We start from the raw sequence: 20649 nt of genomic DNA, 5'->3' as shown, positions 1-20649 counted from the left end.
AGCGGCGAGGCTTGAGCCACCCCAGTGCCGGAGCAGTCCCGGCCGGCGCGCAGTTGGACGCACCGCTGCCAGGGGCATGCGGAACCGGCGAGACCGAAACTGCATCCAAGACCGTCTGCCACCACCTGTCCCGGCGCACTGCCGACTGGGCCGAGGCCGAGGACCTGACCTCGACCGTGTTCCTGCACGCCTGGCGCCGGCGGTCGGAGACGGTGCTGGACCGCGACTCGGCCGTGCCGTGGCTTCTGGGCATCGCCGACCGTCTGCAGACCACGCGCATCAGACGCGGCCCGCGTCCACCGCGAGGACACCCTGACCTCCGGCGCCGACGCCAAGGCTTGCGCGGCCCTCCCACTCGGTCATGCGGCCATGGAACCCGGCCCCCACCATCACCACCGGTGCTGCGTCGTTCAGAGGTAGCGCCGGATCGGCACGACCGCAGCCTCTCGGGCACGCTGCATGACGGAGCGGCGCTTCCACCGGCCACATTCGATGAGCACGCTCTTCTCCTTGTCCTCCTCGAAGTGCCGGTCCAAAGCAGCGGTGAAGTCGCAGTCCATCACGGCGAGCATGACCTCCTCGTCGTGGTCCAGCGAGCGCCGGTTGAAATTGGTCGAGCCGACCAGTGAGGCGATCCGGTCGACGGTGATGACCTTGGCGTGCAGCATCGTCGGCTGGTATTGGTAGATCTTCACGCCGCAGGCGATCAGTTCTTCGTAGTAGCGCTGTCCGGCGAGTTGGCAGACCCTCTTGTCGGTGTGGGGGCCAGGCAGCAGGATCTCGACCTCCACCCCGCGCTTGGCGGCGGCACAGAGCAGTCGGGTGAAGAAGGCGTCGGGAGCGAAGTACGCAGTGGTGAGCCGGAGGCGTTCCTCAGCGGATTCGAGGACGACCCGGATCAGAGTCTGCATGTCCTGCCAGCCGAAGGACGCCGAACCGCGCACCACCTGGACCACCGCTTTGCCCTGCTGCTCGCAGGTGACGAATCGGTCATGGCTGTCGAACAGTTCGTCGTGGCACTCGGCCCAGTTCTGGGCGAACGCGGCGGCCAGTCCGTCCACGGCCGGCCCGCTGACCTGTACGTGGGTGTCCCGCCACTCGTGTTCGTTGCGCGCGTCACCGCACCATTCCTCGGCGATCCCGACACCACCGGTGAACGCGGTCCGCTCATCGATCACGAGGACCTTGCGGTGGCAGCGATGGTTCTGCTTGAGAGGCGAGAGATAGAGAGGCTTACGGAACCAGGCGACTTCCACCCCCGCCTCGTCCATCAGATCCAGTTGGTCCTTCTCTATGAGCCGACTGCCGAACCCGTCGAGCAGCAGGCGTACCCGCACCCCAGCACGGGCCCGGTCTGCGAGTGCCGCGGCGAACTTCTCGGCGATCTCGCCGCGCCAGTACACGAACGTCATCATGTCCACGGTGTGTTCGGCGTCCCGGATCGCTGCCAGCATCGCCCCGAAGATCTCGTCTCCGTTGCGCAGGGTTCTTATGGTGTTGCCCTCGGTGGCCGCGATCCCGATCAGGCGCTCCAGCCTGCGTCTCAGTCGCAGCGAGCGCCGGTCACGGACCCCTGCATCCCTATCCGCACTGTCATGCAGACCCATTTCGACGGGGGTTACGGCTATGTCACTCATGTTCCACCTGTGCGGTTCGGGGCGGGAGAAGGGACCGGTATGGCACCTCTTCGGCACTCCAGACATGGTCTGCAGGCGGCCGTAGAGCTTCCGAGCAGCAAGCATCTACCCCCAAAAGCCCGCCGGACGCTCCGCTGCGGCACCTACCGGATCACCGAGAGCCGTGCAGGCCGTCCATTTCCTTCACTTCGCATCAATGTGAGGTGGGGGAATGCTCACTACGTCCACGGGACTGGGAACGCCGCCGGTCCAGGTGCCTGATCACCGGCGTGGCGGTCGCGCCGTGCACGAGCACCGAGGCGAGGATCGTGAACGCCACGACTGCCCACAACTCGTCGGCATACCGGGCGAAGGGCCCTTCCCCGAGTGCGTACGTGAGATAGAAGAGCGACCCGATCCCCCGGATGCCGAACAGTGCCGTGACCGCTCGCTCGCGCCGACCGGAAGGAAACCCCAGCTGGGCGGCAACACCGGCGAGCGGGCGGATCACGAGGATGAGAGCGATCCCCAGGAGAGCTTCTCGCAGACCGAGGATCGAGAGCCCGTCAGCGACCAGGTAGACACCGAGAAGGAAGAGCAGGACAGCGGTCAGCAGACGCTCGATCTGTTCGCTGAAGCCGTGCAGCACTTGATGGTATCCGTGGTTGCGTTCGGCGGACCGGATGGTGCAAGCAGCGATGAACACGGAGAGGAAACCGTATCCGTGTACCAACTCGGTGATCCCATAAACGGTGAAGGTGGCGCCGAGCGCGGTGAAACCCTCCATTCGGTGCGAGAGGTGCACGTGGGGCGAGCGGAAGAACAGCCATCCGAGGAGACGGCCGAGGGCCACCCCCGCGACCAGCCCGAGGGCTGCTCGCAGGAGTACGTCGGCCAGAAGCCAGTGGCCGACCCAGTCTGCGGACCATCCCTCGCCCGCTGCGGTCGCCAGTGCTATGGCGGCGAGTACGAAGGGCAGGGCCAGGCCGTCGTTGAGACCGGCCTCGGACGTCAGCGTGAAGCGCACCTCCTCCTCGTCCCCTTCGTCGTCGCCGCTCGTGGGCTCGCCGACCCGCACTTCCGCGGCCAGCACCGGATCGGTGGGCGACAGCGCCGCCGCCAGCAGCAAGGCCACCGCCGGGGGCCAGTCCATGAGCCACCAGCTCAGCACCCCCATGGCAGCGATGGTGAGCGGAAGGGCAACCCCCAGGAAGCGCCACGCCCCTGCCCACGCACGCCATCCGAACGGCCTGTCAATCGCCAGCCCCGCGCCCATCAGGGACACGATCACACAGACCTCCGTCACATGCTCGACCCAGACCCGGTGACGTACGGGGTCCGCTACGGGCATGTCGAGCGGCAGCAGGGCAATCGCCGCGCCCGCGAGGAGGAACACCATGGGAAGGGAGAAGGGACGTCTATGGACCACTGGGGGAAGGATGGCAGCCAGAAGGATGCCCATGCCTGCTGCCACGTATATGCCGTGTGCCAACGTCATCCGGTCGCAGTCTTTCTGTCGCTTCGGGCCACACGCAGCCGAAGGAGACGGTCGTACTGACTGTGGTTGCTGCGGGCGGAATATCCGCATACCCCGCGGCTCGGAGCCCACGCCCGCTCCACGGGCCGTCACCAAACGCTCGCCCGGGCCAGCTCACCCCTGACCGCTGTACGCCACCCTGGTCATCGAAGCTTTCGCTGATGCGGACCTCGGATGCCAGACGAACGGGCGCCACCAGCGCAGCCGCCCTTGAACAAGCCGGCCACCCGCCGCACCGCCTGTCCTTCTCCCGCACCTTCGCCCTGTAGACGCCGTCAGAGCATCGTCCGGAGCAGCACCGAAAGGGCTGCTCCTGGGGCCGATGGCCACCGCCAGCCGGTCACTTCGCGCCGAAGTCCTGGGTCCACCACGGCCCGCCGGACCCCTTGTGGATGCCTATCCCCATGTTCTTGAAGGAGCAGTTGAGGATATTGGCGCGATGGCCGGGGCTGTTCATCCATGATTCCATCACCGATTCAGGTGTCTGCTGGCCCCGGGCTATGTTCTCGCCGTACGTCGACCAGCGGTATCCGGCGTCGGTGACGCGCTGTCCGGGGTCGGCGCCGTCGGGGTTGGTGTGCTCGAAGAAGTCGCGGGCTGCCATGTCGTCCGAGTGCCGCTGGGCAGCGTCCGTAAGCTGCGCGTCTTCCGTGAGCGCGCCGCATCCGGCCGCCGCCCGTTCCTTGTTGACCAGGCTGACGACCTGGGCCGTGGTACTCACAGGGACCGGTGGTGCGGTGGTGGCACTTGGCGCGCGCGTGACAGTCGGCTCCGGAGCCACGCTCTTCTTCGGCTTTCGGCTGGGGGCGACGGAGGGGCTCCTCTTCGCAGAGGGCGAGGCTGCGACGGACGTCGATGCCGACGGCAGCGGCGGCGGCATTGACGTAGGGGTATCGGTTTCGGGGGCCGCAAGGTCAGCGATGGGGCCCGCCGAGGTGTGCGCCGTGCTGTCGCCGCGACTACCGGCTCCGGGCCCGAGGGACATGTACCACAGGCCCCCGCCCGTCATGCAGACAGCCAGCACCGCGCCACCGACCGCCCGCCGCTGGTTGCGGCGGCGTCGGCGCGCGTCGGCGCGCGACGTGTTTCGAGGGCCTGGGTTCCGACCGGCCGAAGAACGGTGCCGGCCGGACGGGGCAGCTGACGCGCCATCGCTCACCGCTGCGTCGAACGGCCGTGCAGCGGCAATGGACACCATGCTCCCGTCCTGCGCGGGATACAGCGCGACCAAGGCCGCTGGCACCGGTACCAGCGCCAGCCCCGCAAGCAGTCCCTCGGCAGGCATCATGCCTCTCCACATTCCGGCACACCGGACGCAGTCACGCGCGTGCCGGGCTATGCGCTTGCGCCACAGTGCCGAGGGGCGGCCGTCCCATGGTGTGAGAGTCCTGCGAAGGTCCTGGCACGGCGGCTGCGCGTCGAGTGCGCGCACAACGACGCGGGCCGTTTCCAGTTGCGCCTTCATCCGCTGCACGCGGACCGCAGTGGATTGGGGCGACAGCTCAAGAGCCTCGGCTACCTCGGCCCGGCTCAGCTCCCCTGCGCACTCCAGCCACCACAGGGACAGCAGGCTCCGGTCGTCGGGCTCCAGCCACCGCGTCGCACGCGCCGTCTCCTGACGTTGACCGGACAGTTGCAGCCGCACCATCGTCAGATCGACGAAGTCGGCGCCGGGGTCGGCGACCTCGCCGGCCTCCTCCAGTGCGCCCGGAGTGGTCATGCAGTCCTGCCAGTGTGCGCGGACGCGATTCATCGCGATCGCCACCAGCCAGGAGCGGAAGCTCTCCGGAGCCCGCAGGCCGTTCAAGCCGTCCAACGCACGGAGCATGGTGTCCTGCACCACGTCGTCCACGTCCGACGAAGCGTTCAGCGCCCGGCCCACGATGTTGTAGAGGAGTGGAAGGTACGCGCCTGCCAGTGCCTCCTGCGCCTCCACGTCCCCGTGACGAGCAGCGTTCACCAGGGCCACTGGGTCGGCTATCTGCTGATTGCTCATGTAAGAACTTCCCTGTCCGTCAGCCGCTGATGATGCCCGATGACTGGGAGACCGTCGCAGGCGGCCGGCATAACAGTTCTTCCGGGCTCAATTTCCACCACCTGCCTCTGTAGGGCCTTGCGCCGCCCCGCCGCAGGCCGAGCAGAATGCTCTTCCAGCGCCGGTTCCGTGACGGTGAGGTCGCACGGGGTCCGCACCAGGTCGAGAGGGAAGGTGGGGACAACCGAACCGCGTCAGATGGTGTGCTTGGTCTCGTTGTCTCGTCCGGACACGCGTCTCCGCGCGGGCCGCCCTGTGGGTCAGTGCTCCAGTGCGGGAAGCCGGGCGAGGCCGGTGTCGTGCATGATGCGGTCGACGGTGTCCGCCAGGATGCTGTCGGCGTGGATGACGGTCTCGATGCTGCCGGGAAGGAGATCGAGCGGCCTGTACCACTCGCGCAGCTGCCCCTCACTGACCTCGTCCGCGATGGGTTTGGTCGCGTGCCTGGCCAGGGTCTCCGGGAAAGGGACCTCCAGGTAGTAGCAGTGGGTGGGCCCGCGATGCTCGGCGCGCAGTCGCTGGAGCATCTGCCCGTAGCGGTCTGCGTACAGAATTCCTTCGAGGACCACGTGATACCCGGCATCGAGGCTGTACCGGGCGACGGTATCGATCAGGCCGATATTCGCGGCGCCGGGACGGTCCCGCTCGCGCAGGACGACCCGGCGGAGGTTGTCCTGTCCGACCAACGCCAGACCGCGGCCGAATCGCTCCCGGATGCCGGCCGCGACCGTCGACTTGCCCGAGGCGCTGTTCCCGCGCAGGACAACGAGCCTGGTCTGTGTGGTGCCCACCATCATCTGCACCACGCTACCGGCGGGCACTGGCGCTTCAAGGAACTTCGGTCAGGTCTACCCGGTGGTGCTACACGCGTGCTGTTCAACCCCTTCGTGTGTATGCGCAGGTCACGGACGCAGCACGGGGTGTGGCACCTGCTGTGTCGCAGCTCCGGTGGCACCCCCACGCAGGCGGTGCCGGAGCAGTCTCCGTCGGGGCATGGCTTCATCAGGTCTCCGTGGCCGGCTGCTCGAGGATTTCTCCCGCACGTCGTTCGCTCACTACGGTTGCCTCATGACTGATGACGGCGTGGTCGTAGATCAAGCGATCCGTGCAGCGTGGGACTCGTACCGAGTCCTGGAGAAGCGCACTTCCCCGAAAGAACGCCGGCAAGCACAGCAGCGGGTCCAGGCTGCGATGGACACCTACGGGCCCGAAGAAGTCTCACGGGGAACGGTCTTTCTGGTGGGCGTGCTGACCGGCTACCTGCTCGTCGAGCAGGAAGGCAGGAAAGACCGCCTGGATCCCCTCAGCGATCTGATCCCAGCTGTGATCCGCAAGCTCCCCACCTTCGAGATGGCTGACCCGGTTCAGGTGCCCATCGTCACCGGCGTCCTCATGGCGGCGGCCATGGGTATGGACACAGTGGCGTGGCGCGATCGGTTCGGGCCGATCCCGCCGGACGAAGCACTGGTGCACAGCTTCGTGCTGTGGTTGCTCGCTGACCTCTTCGACTCCCTGGCCGAACGGGCCGGCACCATCGATCAGCTGATGCGGGAAACCTTCGACTCGATGGCCGCCGAACCCAGCTGACGTGCGAACGCTGTCCGGTCCTGCACCGTTCACCGGACCGGACAGCCGATGGGTGAGGACAAACTCGCCGAACAACGCCCCGAACGGAACGCCTGCTGCCGCCTGCTTCTCAAGAAGGATCAGACCCGCCTCGTCGGCCGGCTGGGGCCCCAGCAGAGCAAGCCCTCAAACGGCGACGTCGCCTTGGGCCCCGGCACGCCACTCACCCCGCGACATCAGCAGACGGAGAACTTGTGACCTGACCCAGACCTGTGGGCCTGCGGGCGTCCACAGGCCTAGCGGCAGCGCCGGACCTCGCTAGGACCGGCTCAGATCGGCCTGGACCAGATCGTGGTCGGAGTACGGAGTGAGATGCACATCTTGCTCGAGCGGGACGAAGCCGCGCAGGAATATGTAGTCGAACTTGCTGCGCCAGTCCGTGGTCGGCTCGCACATCCCGGCTGCCGAGGGGCCGCACTCGGAGTCCGCGTCCTCGGCCAGGCGCCACATCCCGCTGAGCTCGGCGGCCTCCGGCACCGCGTTGAAGTCACCGAGAACGATCGTGCGGTCGTACCGGGCGACCGCCTTCGCCAGGACGACGGTCTGCTTCGCGCGGACCGCCTCCTGACGTCGCTGGGCCAGGTGCGTGTTGAAGACCCTGACGGGCCGCCCGTCCACAAGGGTGGTGACGGCCATGTACCCGCGGTCCTCGGAACCGCCGTCGGGGTACTTCACGTTCACCTGGCCGGTCATCGGAGCGGCCGAGAGGATGGCCTGGCCGAAACCGCCGGGACTCCACGGCACTCCCCCGCAGCGGCTCCATCTCTGCAGAACCGACCCGTACGCGACGTGGTAGACCAAACCGTACTGATACTGCAGGTGGTCCCGGATCCGCTCGACGTCACGCACGCACGCTTCCTGCAGACCGATGACCTGAGGAGCGTACGTGGCGATCTCCGCCGCCCGGCCGACGTTCTGGTCGCTCCCCTTGCACGGATTGCAGATGTTCCACGTCATGACGCGGTTCGGCACCACATCCTCCGGGGCGCCGGCCGGCAACGGCTTGGCGACGTGGACACCGTTCGACGTACTGGGGCCGACAAGCAGCACGCAGGCCACGATCAGCACGCCCGTGAGCCACCGCGCGCCGGTTCCGGTCACCTTCGCCTCCTCGACGCAGCACCGCACCCCATCACATGAGGTCTCCCTGCCCGAGGCTATGCGACGGGTCGTAGGCGGCACATGAAGTACCTGCATCTCCTTCGGGGCGAACCCCGTACGTCCTCTGCTTCGTCTGTACGTTCCTGGCCGGCAACCCGTGGCCCCGTGCACGCGACAAGCTTTGACCCGCCGATCACATGACGTTCCTGGTCACGCTTCCCACTCCTTCTGCTGCCCGACCCAGGTCTCGAACCGTGCCGGATCGCGGACGCCGCCATCGAGAYCCGCGCGGTAGACGTCGAAGCTCTTCACCGTCGTGCCGTACTCGGGACGACCGGCCCAAGCACGCTTGATCTCGATGATGGCCGCGCGGCTCTCGTCCGTCAGACGTGGGCGCAGGGTTGCCAGGTGGGCGGTCGAGGGCTGGCGCTGGGGCTCGTCGAGGAACCAGATGTCGAGGTTCCAGCCGGCCCCGGACGATTCGCACTCCACACCGAGGTACAGGCCGTCGGGGTAGGCGTGCGGCTCCCGGTTCCACGCTCCGCAGTCGTTGCGGAAAGTCACGAGGCGGACGTGCGGCTGGGTCGCGATCCGGGCGCCGACCGCGGCGACGGCCGCCACGGCGGCATCGTCCAGACGCTCGCACACCACGTCCAGATCCAGGTCCCGACGGACCATCAGGCCCAGCGCCGCGCTCCCGACGATGGTCGGAGTGCCGACAGCGGCCAGCAGTTCGTCCAGCCGGAGCTCGCGGTATACGCCCTCCGCTTCAGCTCGCAGCGCATCCTGCTCCCCCAACACCTGTGATACGTCCACCCATTCACCCTACTGCGCACGAAGGATCACGTTGCCCGCCTGGTGGCCGGCTCCAGAGCCGAGGCGGGGCCAGTCGCTCACCGGGAAGAGGGAGACGGCGAACGCCGTAAGGAGAGCGTCGGCCGGCTCACGGCTCGCCACCTCCATCAGAAATTGGCTGCCCGCCGTCTCCTTGTGTGTCCGAAAGGAGACGAATCCAGGTTGTTCACGGCAGGGCAGGCGCGAACTGATCGTCGGCTTGCGCCACTCGCACCGCGATGCGCGCGACCTTCCCCTCGGCTGTACTGATCTCGATCGTGGCGAGGGGATGTCCTCCCGGAGCGATGAGGTACACCGACTTGTTGTTGACAGTGAGTCTGCAGGCCGACTGAATGCGATCACGGAAGTGCACGGTCTCGTTGGCGATGCCGGCAGCACCGATGACTGTGGTGCGGGCTCCGCGAGGCAGCAGCGCAGCGTCGGCGTCACGGACGCTGTCGGGCGCGAGCAGCTCGGTCATCCTGCGCGTATCCCCGGTTCGGGCCGCCGCCAGGAAGGCTTCGACGATCTGCTGGTCCGGCCGGCTGTTCCGCTCGGGGGCGTGCTGAGGGCGGTGGAGGCGTTGTCGAGCCCTGCTGGCGTGCTTCTTGGCACTGGGCACTGTCCCGCCCAGCACGTGTGCGATCCGGTCGAACGGCACCGAGAACAGGTCGTGCAGGACGTACGCGACCCGTTGGGGCGGGGTCAGCCGGCTCAGCAGGACCATGAGCGCCCGGGAGACCTTCTCTGTGCGGAGAATCGCTTCGTCCGCGCCCAGTTCCATGGCTGGGATGGCGTCCGCGAGCAGCGGCGCTTCGTTGCGACGCCGTCGGGCGCGTAGCTCGTCCAAGCAGACTCTGGCCGTGACGGTCGTGAGCCAGGCTGACGGGTTCTCAATCGATACTGGGGAACGGGCGGTCATGGCCCGCAACCATGTCGTTTGGACCGCGTCCTGGGCGTCATGAGCCGAGCCGAGCATGCGGTGCGCAACTGACAGCAGATGTGGTCGCGCGGTCTCGAATTCCTCGACCGTGATCGCCATGGGTGTCACCTTTCCGGGCTTGCGGACGTCGGACGGTCGGTTGAACCCATTCCCGTTCGCATCCCGAGGAGATGACAACGTCATGAGCCTACAGATCGCGTGGCTCCGCATCGACAGCGGCGCAACCGCCGCTGTCCGGTCGCACCGTGCGAGAGTGTGCGCCGCTCTCCGGACAGCGGCACCTCCGCGCATGGCCCGCACAGCGCCTTTCGGTAAGCCGGGGCCGGTTTTCTTCCTGGCCCTCGAGTTGGGGGAAGCAGCGGCGTATGCGTGGGCGGGACTGCTGCAAGCCGCTCAGCCGCGAGACCTGACCAGCCGCGCCACGGGAGCGCCGGTTGCACCGGAACCTTTCGCCGTCGTGGGGTCGTACCCCTCGTGAGTTCCGTACTGATCATCCCCACCGTTGTCTGCGTCGTCGCAAACACGTTCATGGCGATCGCGGACTACGCGCGGGCGCCGTTCGTGCTGGCCAACTCAGCCGAGGTCGGACTTCCGCCCACTGCGATGCCGTACCTGGCAACGCTCAAACTCGCGGGCGCCGCCGGTCTCCTGATGGGCCTTCTCGGGGTCCATCGGCTGGGCCTGGCGGCAGGAATCGGCTTGACCGCGTTCTTCATCGGCGCGGTCCTGGCTCACGTCCGCGCACGGGTCTTCCACAACATCGCCTTCCCGGGCGGCTACCTGCTGCTCGCAGTCGCCGGCGCCGGCTTCTTCGCGGGCGAGCTATGAGGCAGTGCCAACGCACCCAGGCCGTGTGAGGGAGACGACGGCGGTTGTTCGATCGCTACGAAGTGCGTCCGTCTGCACACGAGCGTGCACGACAACCCCCGTCGGCCAGAGGCACTGCCGTCGGCCAGCCACCCCCAGTACGTCACTTCCAGATCCCGCTCTTGAGGCACGGCTCTCGTTTCGCCGGGGCAGACGCCGGATCTGCGGCAGACTGGCGCACCCCCTACGGAGAGGTGCGCAGGTGTCAACGGAGCGAGGGCCAATGGATCTTGAGAGCTACGTGCAGCGGTCCCGGAGCGGCCCCTGCTTCGTCTGCGCGTTCCTGGCCGGTCACCCGGACTACGCGCATGCGACGGTCTTCGAGGATGCCGATCACGTGGCGTTCCTGGACAGGTGGCCCACCGTGCCGGGCAAGGTCCTGGTTGCGCCGAAGGCGCACGTCGAGCACGTCGTACGCGATCTGGATGAGGAGGCTTACAGCCGACTCATGCTATTCGTCCGGGAGGTCGCCCTCGCCGTCGAGGCGGTCTGCGGTGCTGAGCGTACGTACCTCTATTCGCTCGGCAGCCAGCAGGGCAATGCGCATCTGCACTGGCACATCGCCGCCCTGCCGCCCGGCGTCCCCTACCGTGAACAGCAGTTCCACACCTTGATGACGGAGAACGGGGTCCTTGCCCTGCCGCCTGAACAGTCGGCCTCGATGGCCGCGCGGCTGTGTGAAGCGGTTGTCGCTCGTGGTGTGCTCAAGCCGGCCTGAGCTGTGGCCTCCGGCGGCTTCCGGCCGGCCCCACACCCGAGGGTCATCAAGCCGGAGCTGGCTGCTGCATAGTGACGCGGTTCCCGCAACGCCGGAAGCCGAGTTGCCCGGCCGTGGGTGACGACGTCCGCTACGGCGACAAGCCGCGGGCACGAGCTTCCTTGAGGGCCAGAACCGGCGTGGCCATGGCGGTCGGGGGTAGGTCGCCTCCCCGCGACTCGCTCAACGCGCCCGTCAGGGAAGGGAGATGGCTCCGGACGAACATTCCATGAGGTCCCAGATCCCGCAGCTGACGGCCCGGAAAACAGGGTGCTGTCGGCTGGGCCGGGGTGATAGGTAAGCGATGTGACAGAGAGTCTTCAGTATTCCGCCCTACTGCAACTGATCGACGAGCGGTCGGCCGCGTTCCGGCGTGCGGTTGCCGCCGCGCCCCGCCTCGACGCGCCGGTGCCCTCCTGCCCCGAGTGGACGTTGGCCGATCTGGTGCAGCACCTGGGGACGGGCCAGCGCTGGTGGGCCGCGATCATCGCCGCGGGGCCGGCGGCGGCTCCGCCGGCCAGGGATGCCGCGGAAGTGCCGCGCGAGCTCGAGGCGCTGCTGGCCTGGTACGCCGAGTCGAACGAGCTGCTGCTGAGTGCGCTCCGCGAGGCCGGCCCGGAGCGCGAGTGCTGGGCGTGGTGGGGCGCGGGCCTGTCGCCGGCGAATGCCTGGGGCGTTGCCCGGCGCCGGGTGCACGAGCTGCTGGTGCACACCTACGACGCCCAGCTCGCCGCAGGCGCCGTGCGGCCCATGCCGGCGGACGTCGCGATCGATGGTGTGGCCGAGTTTCTCGACACGTGCAACTCCACCCCGGCGGCCTGGCCGCACGAGGCCGCCACCCTTCACTATCACGCCACCGAGGGCCGCTCCTGGCTCCTCACGCTGGACGGCACCGGCGCCTGGCCCGCGCCCCTCACGGACGACGCCGCGCCCGCCACGGCTTCGGCCACGGGCACAGCCGAGGAGCTGCTCCTGTTCGTCTGGGGCCGCCTCACGCTGGGCGACCTGAAGACCGAGGGCGACCAGCAGGTGTTCGAGCGGCTGATCGCCTGGGAGCCCGAGGAGTAACCGGTCCATCCCGGCGGTGGGCGGCCAGTACGTCTCGTACAGCTCGGTCCCGAGCATCCGCACAGCGCTGTCGGCTGTCGGCTGTCGGCTCAGCCCCGCGGGCGATGTGGCTGCGACCAGGCTTTCTGTCAGGTGCTCTCCATGGCACCCTCCTGCACGTGAGCCCCGGGTTCCTTGTGCTTCGGATCATCGGCCGGGGCGGCCGCGCGCAGCGCTGCCTCCACCTGGCGGTTGCTCGTCATGGTCGCCGTGACGGCGGTCATGGTGAGGAGGAGGCCGGCGGCGGCGTAGAGCGGAGTGCGTACGTCGTAGGTGGTCGCCAGCCAGCCGCCGAGGAAGGCGCCGAGCGGGGCGGCGCACATGGCGAGCATGCGCGAGGTGGAGGCGACCCGGCCCATCAGGTGGGCGGGAACGATCGTCTGGCGGAGGGAGGGGGCCAGTACCATCGTGGCGCCCATGCCCGCTCCGCAGACGGCGAGCGCGAGGCCGGCGGCGTACGGGTTCGGGGCGACGGCGAGGCCCAGGACGGCGAGTCCCTCGACCGCGGCCGTGCAGGTGAGCGCGGTGCCTGTGCCCAGGCGCCGGCCGAGGAAGGAGGCGATGCCCGCGCCGAGGAGACCTCCGGTGGCCTCCGCCGTGAGGAGCAGGCCGAAGCCGAAGGTGCCGATGCCGAGGCGTTCGTGCGCGAAGAGGGCCAGTACGGTCTCCACGGCGAGAAAGGCGATGTTCCCGACCGCCGGCCGCAGCGCGAGCCCGAGCAGCAACTGGTCCCGGAACACGTACGAGGCGCCGGCCCGCGCCTGCCGCAGCAACGACTCGCGGGCCTGCGGTACGGGCCGGGATGCGGCAGGCAGCGACCGTACGAGCAGGGCGGAGAGCGCGAAGGACAGCGCGTCGGCGAGCAGCGGAACCGCCCGGCCGAGCGCGAGCAGGGCGCTGCCCGCGGGCGGCCCCGCGAAGCCGGACGCGGCGGTCTGGGTGCCGCGCAGGCGGGAGTTGGCGCGCTCCAGGAGCACGGGGTCACGGCCGAGGAGATCCGGCAGATAGGCCGTGGCGGCCGTGTCGAAGAAGAGCGCGCCGAGGCCGAGCAGGAAGGCGACGGCCGCGAGCAGGGGAACGCTCAGCGCGTCGAACGCGGCCGCTGCCGCCGGTATCGCCAGCAACACCGCACGCGCCGCGTCCGTGACCCACATCGTGCGCCGACGGTCCCAGCGGTCCACCAGCGCGCCGCCGAGCACCCCGAAGAGCAGCCACGGCAGTGTTCCGGCGGCCGTGACGACGGCGAGCGCCATCGGATTCCGTGTCAGCGTCAGAGCGAGGAGCGGCAGAGCCGCGTGCGACACCCCGTCGCCGAGCGAGGACACCGTCTGCGCGGTCCACAGCCGTCCGAAGCCGGTCGGCAACTTCTCAGCGGCTGAAGTCACTTGGCGCCTCCTTCGGCCTGCTCGTGCCGTGTCGGGTGGAACAGCGCGAAGACGAGTGACGCGTCCGGCAGCGACGGATCGGAGAGCTTCCGGTACTCGTCCGCCAGGGCCTGCAGCCGTTCCCCCAGCTCTGCGAACTGCTCGTCGGTGAGCCGCAGATGCGCCATCCGTACGTGCCGCTCGCCATCCGCCGGCGCTGCCTCCAGGTCCGCCACCGCATGCCGCATCAGCACGTCGGGTCCGCCCTCGCCCGGGTCCGGCAGCACGAGCGACTGGGCGGCCATCGCGTAGTACCGCTCGGTGACGCCCCTGACCTTCCGGGTGCGCACCACCTTCACCAGGCCGGCCCGTTCGAGCAGCCGGACGTGGTAGCTGGAGCTGCCCTTCGCCAGGCCCACTCGCCCGGCGATCTGCGTGATCGTCGCGGGCTCGAAACGGAGCACGGCCATGATCCGGTGCCGCGTGAGATTGGAAAGGGCGCGTAGCTGCTCGTCCGTGGTGACGTGGAACGTCTCAGGGAGGTCGTCGGTAGGCATGCCCCAATGGTCAACACTTCTTGACCATTGGTCAAGGGGTTTGCCGCGCCGGTCCGACAGGTCTCCTCGGTGGCAGGTTCGGATCGCACGGCGATTCGTCCATTACCGGGGATCGGTCACCGCTCCCGGGACACCGGTGGATTCACCGATGGCAGCCCGTCCCCGTCCGTCGAGACTGCGGTCTCGACGCACTCAGCCCACTGGGACAGGCATACAGGAGGCAATCCATGCGCATGCTCCATCGGTTATCCAGGCGGTCCGTCATCGCCGCCGCGTTGTGGGCGCTGCTCTGCGGCGCCCTCACCGCCACCCCGCCGGCCGTCGCCGCTTCCCCGGCCGCGGCCGCGAGCCCCACGGTCACCGTTCCGCCCGCCGGGAGTCACGGTTTCCCGTTCCTCGCAGCGGCGGAGGACCTCGGCTCGTTCGGCTACACGGAGAACGAGTACTTCGTTTCGGGCACCGCCACGTCGTACGCCAAGTCCGGTTTATGGACGTCGGACGGCCGGTGGAAGGTCCGCGCGTCCGGCACCGCCGCGTACAAGAGCCGGCTGCTGGTGCGCCGCCCCGCGGATCCGGCCAGGTTCAACGGCACGGTGGTCGTGGAGTGGCTCAACGTCAGCGGGCAGTTCGACCTCTCCCCGGACTACTGGTTCCAGCGGGACGAGCTACTGCGCGAGGGATACGCCTGGGTCGGCGTGTCGGCGCAGGCCGTCGGGGTCAACGGCGGGCTGGGTGAGATCAAGGGCCTCAAGGGCTGGGACCCGGCCCGGTACGGGAGCCTGGTCCACCCCGGTGACGCCTTCGCCTACGACATCTTCTCCCAGGCCGGCCAGGCACTGCGCACCCCCGTCGGGGCAGACCCGCTCGGCGGGCTCCCGGTCCGTACGCTCCTCGCCGACGGCGAGTCGCAGTCGGCGGGGTTCATGACGACCTACGTCAACGCCGTCCAGCCGGTGTCCCAGGTCTACGACGGATTCATGGTGCACAGCAACAGCGCCATCGCCTCACCGATCAGCGGCGTGCTCGCCGACACCCTGCTGATGCCGAACCCGTCCCGGATCAGGACCGACCTGCCGGTGCCGACGTTCGTCGTCCTCACCGAGACCGATGTGCCGGGCGCCGCGACGGCACGGCAGCCGGACACCGGCAGGGTCGTGCACTGGGAACTGGCCGGCACCGCCCACGGTGACCAGTGGGCCTTCGACCTCGGCGACGCAACCGTGCAGAAGTCGGCGGGCTCCGCCGCGCCGTCGCCCGACTGCGCCGCCGGCTCGGCTCCGTTCAACGACGGGCCCGGACACTGGGCGATGAACGCGGCGCTGCGTCACCTGGCCACGTGGGCACGGGGCGGTGCGCGGCCGCCGAGCGGTCAGCCGCTGAGCACCGTCCTGCGTGACCCGGCCACCGGCCTGGCCACCGGCGGCGTCCGTCTGCCGGACGTCACGGTGCCCACCCGTACGCTCACCGGTTCCCGCGACACCACCGGCAGCGGCGTCTTCTGCGGCCTGTACGGCGCCCGCGACCCATGGAACGGCGACGCCGACGTCTGGGACCGGCACGACGACGGCGACCCCTCCGACCCCAACTACCCGGCCACCTCGGAACCGGTGCTCGCCCGGCTCTACCCGAGCCACGCCGACTACGTGAACAAGGTACGCAACGCCGCGCAGACCTCCGTCAATGCCGGCTATCTGCTCCCGGAAGACGCGACGACGATCATCGCCGCCGCGCAGGACTCGGCAATCGGCAGCTGACCCACCGGGCCGACTCGCCGGCCGCGGTCCCGCCCGGCACCACCCCGGCGCGGGGCCGCGGCCGGCAGACCGTGAACCCTGGGCACGCGCCTGCCCCAGCCAGGCAACGGCGGGCCACAGGCTCCGTAGCGCTTGTCGGGCGAGTCGTCACGGTGCGGCCTGCCCCGTTGGGATACCGCCGAAGCGGCGGCGGATGAAGTCGCGGCCATGGCGGCGATGTCAGCCGGCCTGTACGCGTGCGGTGGGCAGGTTGTCGAGAATCGATGAGACCGTCCGGGCCGGCGTCTGCTCCGACGTGTCCAGCCAGAGCCCGATGCGCGGCGTCTCCTCGCGCAGAGTCCGATCGAGGGCCTCGACCGTCCACCCGGCGCCGTAGCCCGTCTTCGGGCGCCCGGCTTCTCTGCTCTGCACGGTGGTCATGGAAGGCGCCAGCACGACGACGTACAAAGGCCGCGTGTGCACCCTGGCGACAAACCGGCTCAGGTCCTCCCCCAGGACGATGTCCTGGACGACCGCGGTCCAGCCATGGCGCGCGTACTCGTCGGCAACCAGCGCGGACAGCCGGTGGCGCAGTTCCAGTTGAGCTCTGGCCTCGACGGTCTCGTCAGGCAGGAGTTCCTCCCGGCCGGAGACCACCATCCGCCGGAAGACGTCGCCGCGCACATGGGCGGCTCGCGGTAGCCGCCCTGCCAGCAGTTCGGCCACGGTGGACTTCCCCGCCGCCATCACGCCGGTGATCAGGACGACTGCGGAACCCAGTTCGGTGTCCACGGGGGCCTCTCGTGTGCAGGCGGCATGCCGGATGCGCGATCCCTCTTCGGGAACGGGCGCTCCATGGTGGTCAGCCATGTTGCCACGGCCCCTGTCCCGTGCCTTGCCCTGCCGTGCCTTGCCCTGCCATGCCTTGCCGTGCCGTGCCGTGGATCGTCTGTACCGCCGACTGCGATGCACCGGCACATCGGCATCGGACCGGCGGGCCCCCGACGGTCACTCGGGCCGGCCTGCGGTGGAAGTCACTGCCTCACGCCTTCAGGTGAACTTGTCATGCCGAAACGTTCATTCTTTCAGTTTTCGGATGATTCCAGGCAATCGTGGCGCCTCTACAACGGAAGGCTTGCCCATGCGGCGTCGTGCTGTGATCACTACCGTCCTGGTTTCCCTGTCCACTCTTGCCGTGTCCGCCGCGGTGGCGGCGGGGCCCGTGATGCCTGTCGCCGGGGCGGTGACCTGGTGCCTGTCTTCTGCCGCTGCTCAGCACCTGGCGGCGGACGGCGTCGTGGTGTCAGCCACCGCTCCGGCCGTGCTCGACTCCTCGGGGCCGGCCCCGTGCGTGCAGTGGCCGATCAAGGGCAGCATCAGCCTGGACTTGACGGAAGGGACCTGGACCACCGACGGCGCCATGACCTTCACCAGGGACTCGGACGGGCGCAGCCTGAGCTTCACCGGGGCCCACGGCGACCTGGCGCGGCGAACCCTCTCGGCAGATGCCGCTGTCGGAGACGAGGCCCCGCAGCCGGTTGATCTCTCCACGTACGAACTCGACATGACGAAGATGACGGTCACCATGCCGTCCTTCAGCTCGCCTGGTTCGGTCGTCGCCGAGCCGTTCGACACGATGCTGACGCAGGACGGTGCGGCGGTGTTCTCCCGGGCGTACGGTGCCTCGCCTGTTCCCGTGGGGAGCAGTCTGGCCACGGTCGCCGCTCGTGTCGATGTGGTCCCGGAACTGGGCTGATCCGATGCCGGGTGAATCGGGCGTCGGTGTGGCCCGTCCTCGCCCACCGGGCGACGCCCGGGCTGACAGGGCCGGAGCCGCGGTGCTCGTGTGGGCGCGAGAGCAGGGTCTGGTCACCGACGCCGGTGAGGAGAAGCGGCTGGCTGCCATGCGGCTGGGCGCATTCGCCTGTGTGGCCGTGCCGGGGACGAGCGCCCAGGACGTGGAACTGACGGCTCAGTGGGCTGCCTTCATCTGCCTGGTCGACGACCGGTTCGACCGCCGTGGGGTCGATGTCCGGCCGGAGGAGGCCGGGGCTCTGTTCGACGGGCTGTTGGGCGTGATCGGCGGCGGCGCGGCCTGGCCGTCCGGTGGGGTCGAGCGGGCCCTGGACGACCTGTGGCGGCGTACGGCCCCTCGGATGTCCGCACAGTGGCGGGAACGGTTCGTCGCCGACTACCGCGACTTCGCCCTGGCGACACTCGAGGAGGCCTCCGACCGCACGAACCGGGCCCGGCTGGGACTCGACGACTACGTCCTGCGGCGCCGCAGGACCATCACGGCGCTGCCCATGGCCGACGTTCTGGAATGCACCGCCCGCGCGCCGTGGCCCGGACTTCCCGGTGGGGAGGAGCTCATGAGTGCGTTGCGGCTGGCCGCGGCCGATGTGGCCGGGTGGGCCAATGACCTGGTCTCGGCCGAGGACGACCTGCGAGAGGACCGAGACAACCTGGTGACCGTGCTGAGCCGTGAACGCGCTTGCTCTCCTCGCTCGGCGCGAGAGCAGGTGACGCGGATACGGGACCGTCGGCTCGAGGATTTCCACGTGCTCGCGGCTTCGTTGACCGCGATGGCCGCTCCCGGATCCGAGCGGGACAGGGTGCGGAGCTTCGTGACCGCCCTCGGGTCGTTCGTGGCCGCAACGCTGTATTGGCTCGGTGTCACCGATCGCTTCGACGTCGGCTGGTCGCCCGGCCACCGGTCCATGTAAGTGCCCCCGCCCCTACCGACTCGCACGTCACTGCCTTGCCGTGCGCTCAAGGACCGTGCCCCGATGAGACCTCTTGCCTTCGAGCAGCTTCCCCCGGCCTGGCCGTCGTCGCATTTCCCGGCATCGCTGTCCGCCGGACACAGTCGACTCATGGCGTATGTACTGAAACGGGTGGGAGCGGACGGTGCCGTGCGTGACACCTGTCGAAGTCGGGTCCTTGAATCCGCACTCGCCCTGGCACTGGTGCGGCGGTCAGGATCATCCCGCGTCCATCCGCACGACCGTGACCGCGTGGTGCGCTACCTGGAACGCCACCGCGGCGGTTCAGGTCCGATGGATGCGGCCGTTGCCTCTGCCGCTCTGGGCCGTGGCACCGGGCATCTGTCGCGTCGTCAGGCCCTCGAAGGTGTCGTCAGCCGTGCGCCGGAGTTCGCAGAAGAACGCAAACGTGCCCTGGTGCACGCCGTCTTCACGATGCTCGGCGCAGGGGACGCACCTGACAACGGTGACGCACACTCCTTCGACGTGCGCGCGCTGCATCCGTGGGCCGCGGTGCAGGCCGTTGCCGTGAAAGCGATCCTGGCGGGAGGCAGGGCCACGGTCTGCCGGGACGATGTCGCCCTGCTGGTGTCCACGCAGGCCCCGGGAAGGGTGTGGGAGGGAAACCTTCTCGTTCACCTGTCGGTTCTCCACGCGCTGGTGGGCGTACCCGGCATGGAAGGCGTCGTCGACGCCGGTCTGCGTACCACGTTCATGCACCAGCGGAAGGACGGCGGTCTGCCTTTCGTCACGGACACCGATACGTGGTGCACCGCCGTCGCGGGCCTTGCCCTGTGCGGCTCCGGCGCGCCGCGCGAGGTACTGCACCGCATCGCCGGCCACCTTCTGCGCGTTCAGCAGGCCAACGGCGGCTGGTCCTACACCGATGGTGCCCGTCTCACCGACACGGACTGCACCACCGTCGCTGTCGAGTTCCTGCATCAACTCGACGCGGACACCTACCGCGACCCCATCCGGGGTGCAGTGGAATGCCTCATCGCGGTTCGTGGCGCCGACGGCGGATTCCCCACTTACGGAGCGGGTACTCCCTCCGAGGCGTGCATGACCGCCGCCGCGGTCAACGCGCTCAGTACCCAAGGCCGCCACGATGAGGTCGTCCGGTCTGCTCTGCGGTTCCTCGCCGGCCGCCAGAAGTCCGACGGGTCCTTTCCTCCGGGCTGGAGCGGCAGCCGCCTGCACACCCCCTTCCGGGCGTACCTCGCCGCTCACCCCGGCTCGCGGCAGTTCCCTCCGGCCGTCCACGACATGAACCGCCGGATCATCGGCCTCGTGCGGGCCGCACAGAACGAGGACGGGGGCTTCGGACAGCGGAACGGCGCCCCGAGCGATGCCATCAGCACCGCGTACGCCCTGATCATCCTGGCCGGACAATCCGACCCCGCTCCCGCGGTGCGCGCCACGCGCTGTCTGCTCGCTCGACAGCGTCCCGACGGCAGCATCATCTCCGTCCCCGACATGCTCGGCCCGCGTCCGTTCCCGTACCACGTCCCTTTGCTGACCGACGCGTTCACGCTGCTCGCCCTGGGCCACCTCACCCGACGCATCCGCCAGTCAGCCGTCATCGTGCCGGCTCGCCGACACCGCGGTACGAAACCTGCCGCCACAGCGGGCAGCCCCGTCGCGTCCTCCTGTCGCACCCTCTCGACACCGGCCTCGTCCACCCGCCGGATTCCGTCCGGGTCCGCCGTCTCATCGCCACGCTCCGGGAAAGCGTGATGCCGCGGGCGGAAGCCTGACGTGACAGCCCTTCTCGGGGAGGGCGTGACCCCGCCCCCCTGCTGTCTCC

At 69.1% G+C, this 20649-nt stretch carries 18 protein-coding genes and 1 pseudogene; 9 read left to right on the top strand and 10 right to left on the bottom strand.

Translation table 11 applies throughout. The annotated features are described in order from the left end of the window. Nucleotides 1-65: 65 nt before the first annotated feature. Nucleotides 66-287 (top strand): annotated as a pseudogene (locus tag EAO72_RS43065) (RNA polymerase sigma factor); the annotation flags it as partial. A gap of 123 nt (nucleotides 288-410) precedes the next feature. Here EAO72_RS43065 and EAO72_RS15440 read toward each other — a convergent pair. The 4 genes from EAO72_RS15440 to EAO72_RS15425 all read right to left on the bottom strand — a co-directional run bounded on the left by EAO72_RS15440 (nucleotide 411) and on the right by EAO72_RS15425 (nucleotide 5982). After that, on the bottom strand, nucleotides 411-1607 hold the full coding sequence (locus EAO72_RS15440; protein WP_261991490.1) for a phospholipase D-like domain-containing protein: 1197 nt from the start codon (nucleotides 1605-1607) through the stop codon (nucleotides 411-413). A 223-nt stretch (nucleotides 1608-1830) separates the two neighbouring features. Then, nucleotides 1831-3114: a cation:proton antiporter gene (locus EAO72_RS15435; RefSeq protein ID WP_148017910.1), complete on the bottom strand. Its 1284-nt coding sequence runs from the start codon at nucleotides 3112-3114 to the stop codon at nucleotides 1831-1833. A 379-nt stretch (nucleotides 3115-3493) separates the two neighbouring features. Next, nucleotides 3494-5149 (bottom strand): sigma-70 family RNA polymerase sigma factor, encoded by a 1656-nt coding sequence (locus EAO72_RS15430; protein WP_148017909.1) that lies wholly within the window; start codon nucleotides 5147-5149, stop codon nucleotides 3494-3496. Nucleotides 5150-5448: 299 nt separating this feature from the next. Beyond that, nucleotides 5449-5982, bottom strand: a complete 534-nt coding sequence (locus EAO72_RS15425; protein ID WP_187285066.1) for a kinase — start codon at nucleotides 5980-5982, stop codon at nucleotides 5449-5451. 274 nt (nucleotides 5983-6256) lie between these two features. Here EAO72_RS15425 and EAO72_RS15420 point away from each other — a divergent pair, with 274 nt between their 5' ends. Beyond that, nucleotides 6257-6775, top strand: coding sequence for a hypothetical protein (locus tag EAO72_RS15420; RefSeq protein ID WP_148017908.1), 519 nt, complete (start codon nucleotides 6257-6259; stop codon nucleotides 6773-6775). A 297-nt stretch (nucleotides 6776-7072) separates the two neighbouring features. On the opposite strand, the gene EAO72_RS15415 is transcribed toward EAO72_RS15420, so the two are convergent. The 3 genes from EAO72_RS15415 to EAO72_RS15405 form a co-directional block, all read right to left on the bottom strand. Further along, entirely contained in the window at nucleotides 7073-7915 is an 843-nt protein-coding gene (locus EAO72_RS15415) for an endonuclease/exonuclease/phosphatase family protein (protein ID WP_261991482.1), read from the bottom strand. Between the two features lie 210 nt (nucleotides 7916-8125). Continuing rightward, nucleotides 8126-8731, bottom strand: coding sequence for a hypothetical protein (locus tag EAO72_RS15410; RefSeq protein WP_148017906.1), 606 nt, complete (start codon nucleotides 8729-8731; stop codon nucleotides 8126-8128). 205 nt (nucleotides 8732-8936) lie between these two features. Beyond that, nucleotides 8937-9791 (bottom strand): sigma-70 family RNA polymerase sigma factor, encoded by an 855-nt coding sequence (locus EAO72_RS15405; protein WP_148017905.1) that lies wholly within the window; start codon nucleotides 9789-9791, stop codon nucleotides 8937-8939. A 375-nt stretch (nucleotides 9792-10166) separates the two neighbouring features. On the opposite strand from EAO72_RS15405, the gene EAO72_RS15400 reads away from it, so the two are divergent. The 3 genes from EAO72_RS15400 to EAO72_RS15390 all read left to right on the top strand — a co-directional run bounded on the left by EAO72_RS15400 (nucleotide 10167) and on the right by EAO72_RS15390 (nucleotide 12384). Further along, nucleotides 10167-10520: a DoxX family protein gene (locus EAO72_RS15400; protein WP_148017904.1), complete on the top strand. Its 354-nt coding sequence runs from the start codon at nucleotides 10167-10169 to the stop codon at nucleotides 10518-10520. 262 nt (nucleotides 10521-10782) lie between these two features. Beyond that, nucleotides 10783-11277 carry an HIT family protein gene (locus tag EAO72_RS15395; RefSeq protein WP_148017903.1) on the top strand — a complete coding sequence of 165 codons (495 nt, stop codon included), beginning with the start codon at nucleotides 10783-10785 and terminating at the stop codon, nucleotides 11275-11277. Nucleotides 11278-11622: 345 nt separating this feature from the next. Beyond that, nucleotides 11623-12384 carry a maleylpyruvate isomerase family mycothiol-dependent enzyme gene (locus EAO72_RS15390; protein ID WP_148017902.1) on the top strand — a complete coding sequence of 254 codons (762 nt, stop codon included), beginning with the start codon at nucleotides 11623-11625 and terminating at the stop codon, nucleotides 12382-12384. 128 nt (nucleotides 12385-12512) lie between these two features. Here the strand turns inward: EAO72_RS15390 and EAO72_RS15385 are convergent, their stop codons facing one another. Together EAO72_RS15385 and EAO72_RS15380 are read right to left on the bottom strand one after the other, a co-directional pair. Beyond that, nucleotides 12513-13808, bottom strand: coding sequence for an MFS transporter (locus EAO72_RS15385; protein ID WP_148017901.1), 1296 nt, complete (start codon nucleotides 13806-13808; stop codon nucleotides 12513-12515). Then, on the bottom strand, nucleotides 13805-14344 hold the full coding sequence (locus tag EAO72_RS15380) for an ArsR/SmtB family transcription factor (RefSeq protein ID WP_148017900.1): 540 nt from the start codon (nucleotides 14342-14344) through the stop codon (nucleotides 13805-13807). The genes EAO72_RS15385 and EAO72_RS15380 overlap by 4 nt, the downstream gene beginning before the upstream one ends. A gap of 227 nt (nucleotides 14345-14571) precedes the next feature. On the opposite strand from EAO72_RS15380, the gene EAO72_RS15375 reads away from it, so the two are divergent. Beyond that, nucleotides 14572-16098, top strand: coding sequence for an alpha/beta hydrolase domain-containing protein (locus tag EAO72_RS15375; RefSeq protein ID WP_148017899.1), 1527 nt, complete (start codon nucleotides 14572-14574; stop codon nucleotides 16096-16098). 219 nt (nucleotides 16099-16317) lie between these two features. Here EAO72_RS15375 and EAO72_RS15370 read toward each other — a convergent pair whose 3' ends face one another. After that, nucleotides 16318-16869, bottom strand: a complete 552-nt coding sequence (locus tag EAO72_RS15370; protein WP_261991481.1) for an AAA family ATPase — start codon at nucleotides 16867-16869, stop codon at nucleotides 16318-16320. A gap of 349 nt (nucleotides 16870-17218) precedes the next feature. Between EAO72_RS15370 and EAO72_RS15365 the strand changes: the two genes are divergently transcribed. The 3 genes from EAO72_RS15365 (at nucleotide 17219) to EAO72_RS15355 (ending at nucleotide 20579) form a co-directional block, all read left to right on the top strand. Then, a complete protein-coding gene (locus EAO72_RS15365; RefSeq protein ID WP_187285061.1) occupies nucleotides 17219-17833 on the top strand; it encodes a hypothetical protein in 615 nt (204 codons plus the stop codon). Nucleotides 17834-17921: 88 nt separating this feature from the next. After that, entirely contained in the window at nucleotides 17922-18803 is an 882-nt protein-coding gene (locus EAO72_RS15360) for a terpene synthase family protein (RefSeq protein WP_148017896.1), read from the top strand. A gap of 150 nt (nucleotides 18804-18953) precedes the next feature. Beyond that, on the top strand, nucleotides 18954-20579 hold the full coding sequence (locus EAO72_RS15355; protein ID WP_187285060.1) for a prenyltransferase/squalene oxidase repeat-containing protein: 1626 nt from the start codon (nucleotides 18954-18956) through the stop codon (nucleotides 20577-20579). The last annotated feature ends 70 nt before the right edge of the window (nucleotides 20580-20649 follow it).

Source organism: Streptomyces sp. OR43 (assembly GCF_008042275.1).
In the GTDB taxonomy this organism is placed as follows: Bacteria; Actinomycetota; Actinomycetes; order Streptomycetales; family Streptomycetaceae; genus Streptomyces.
Note: the sequence above shows the minus strand (reverse complement) of the source record. Positions and strands in the feature narration are given on the sequence as shown.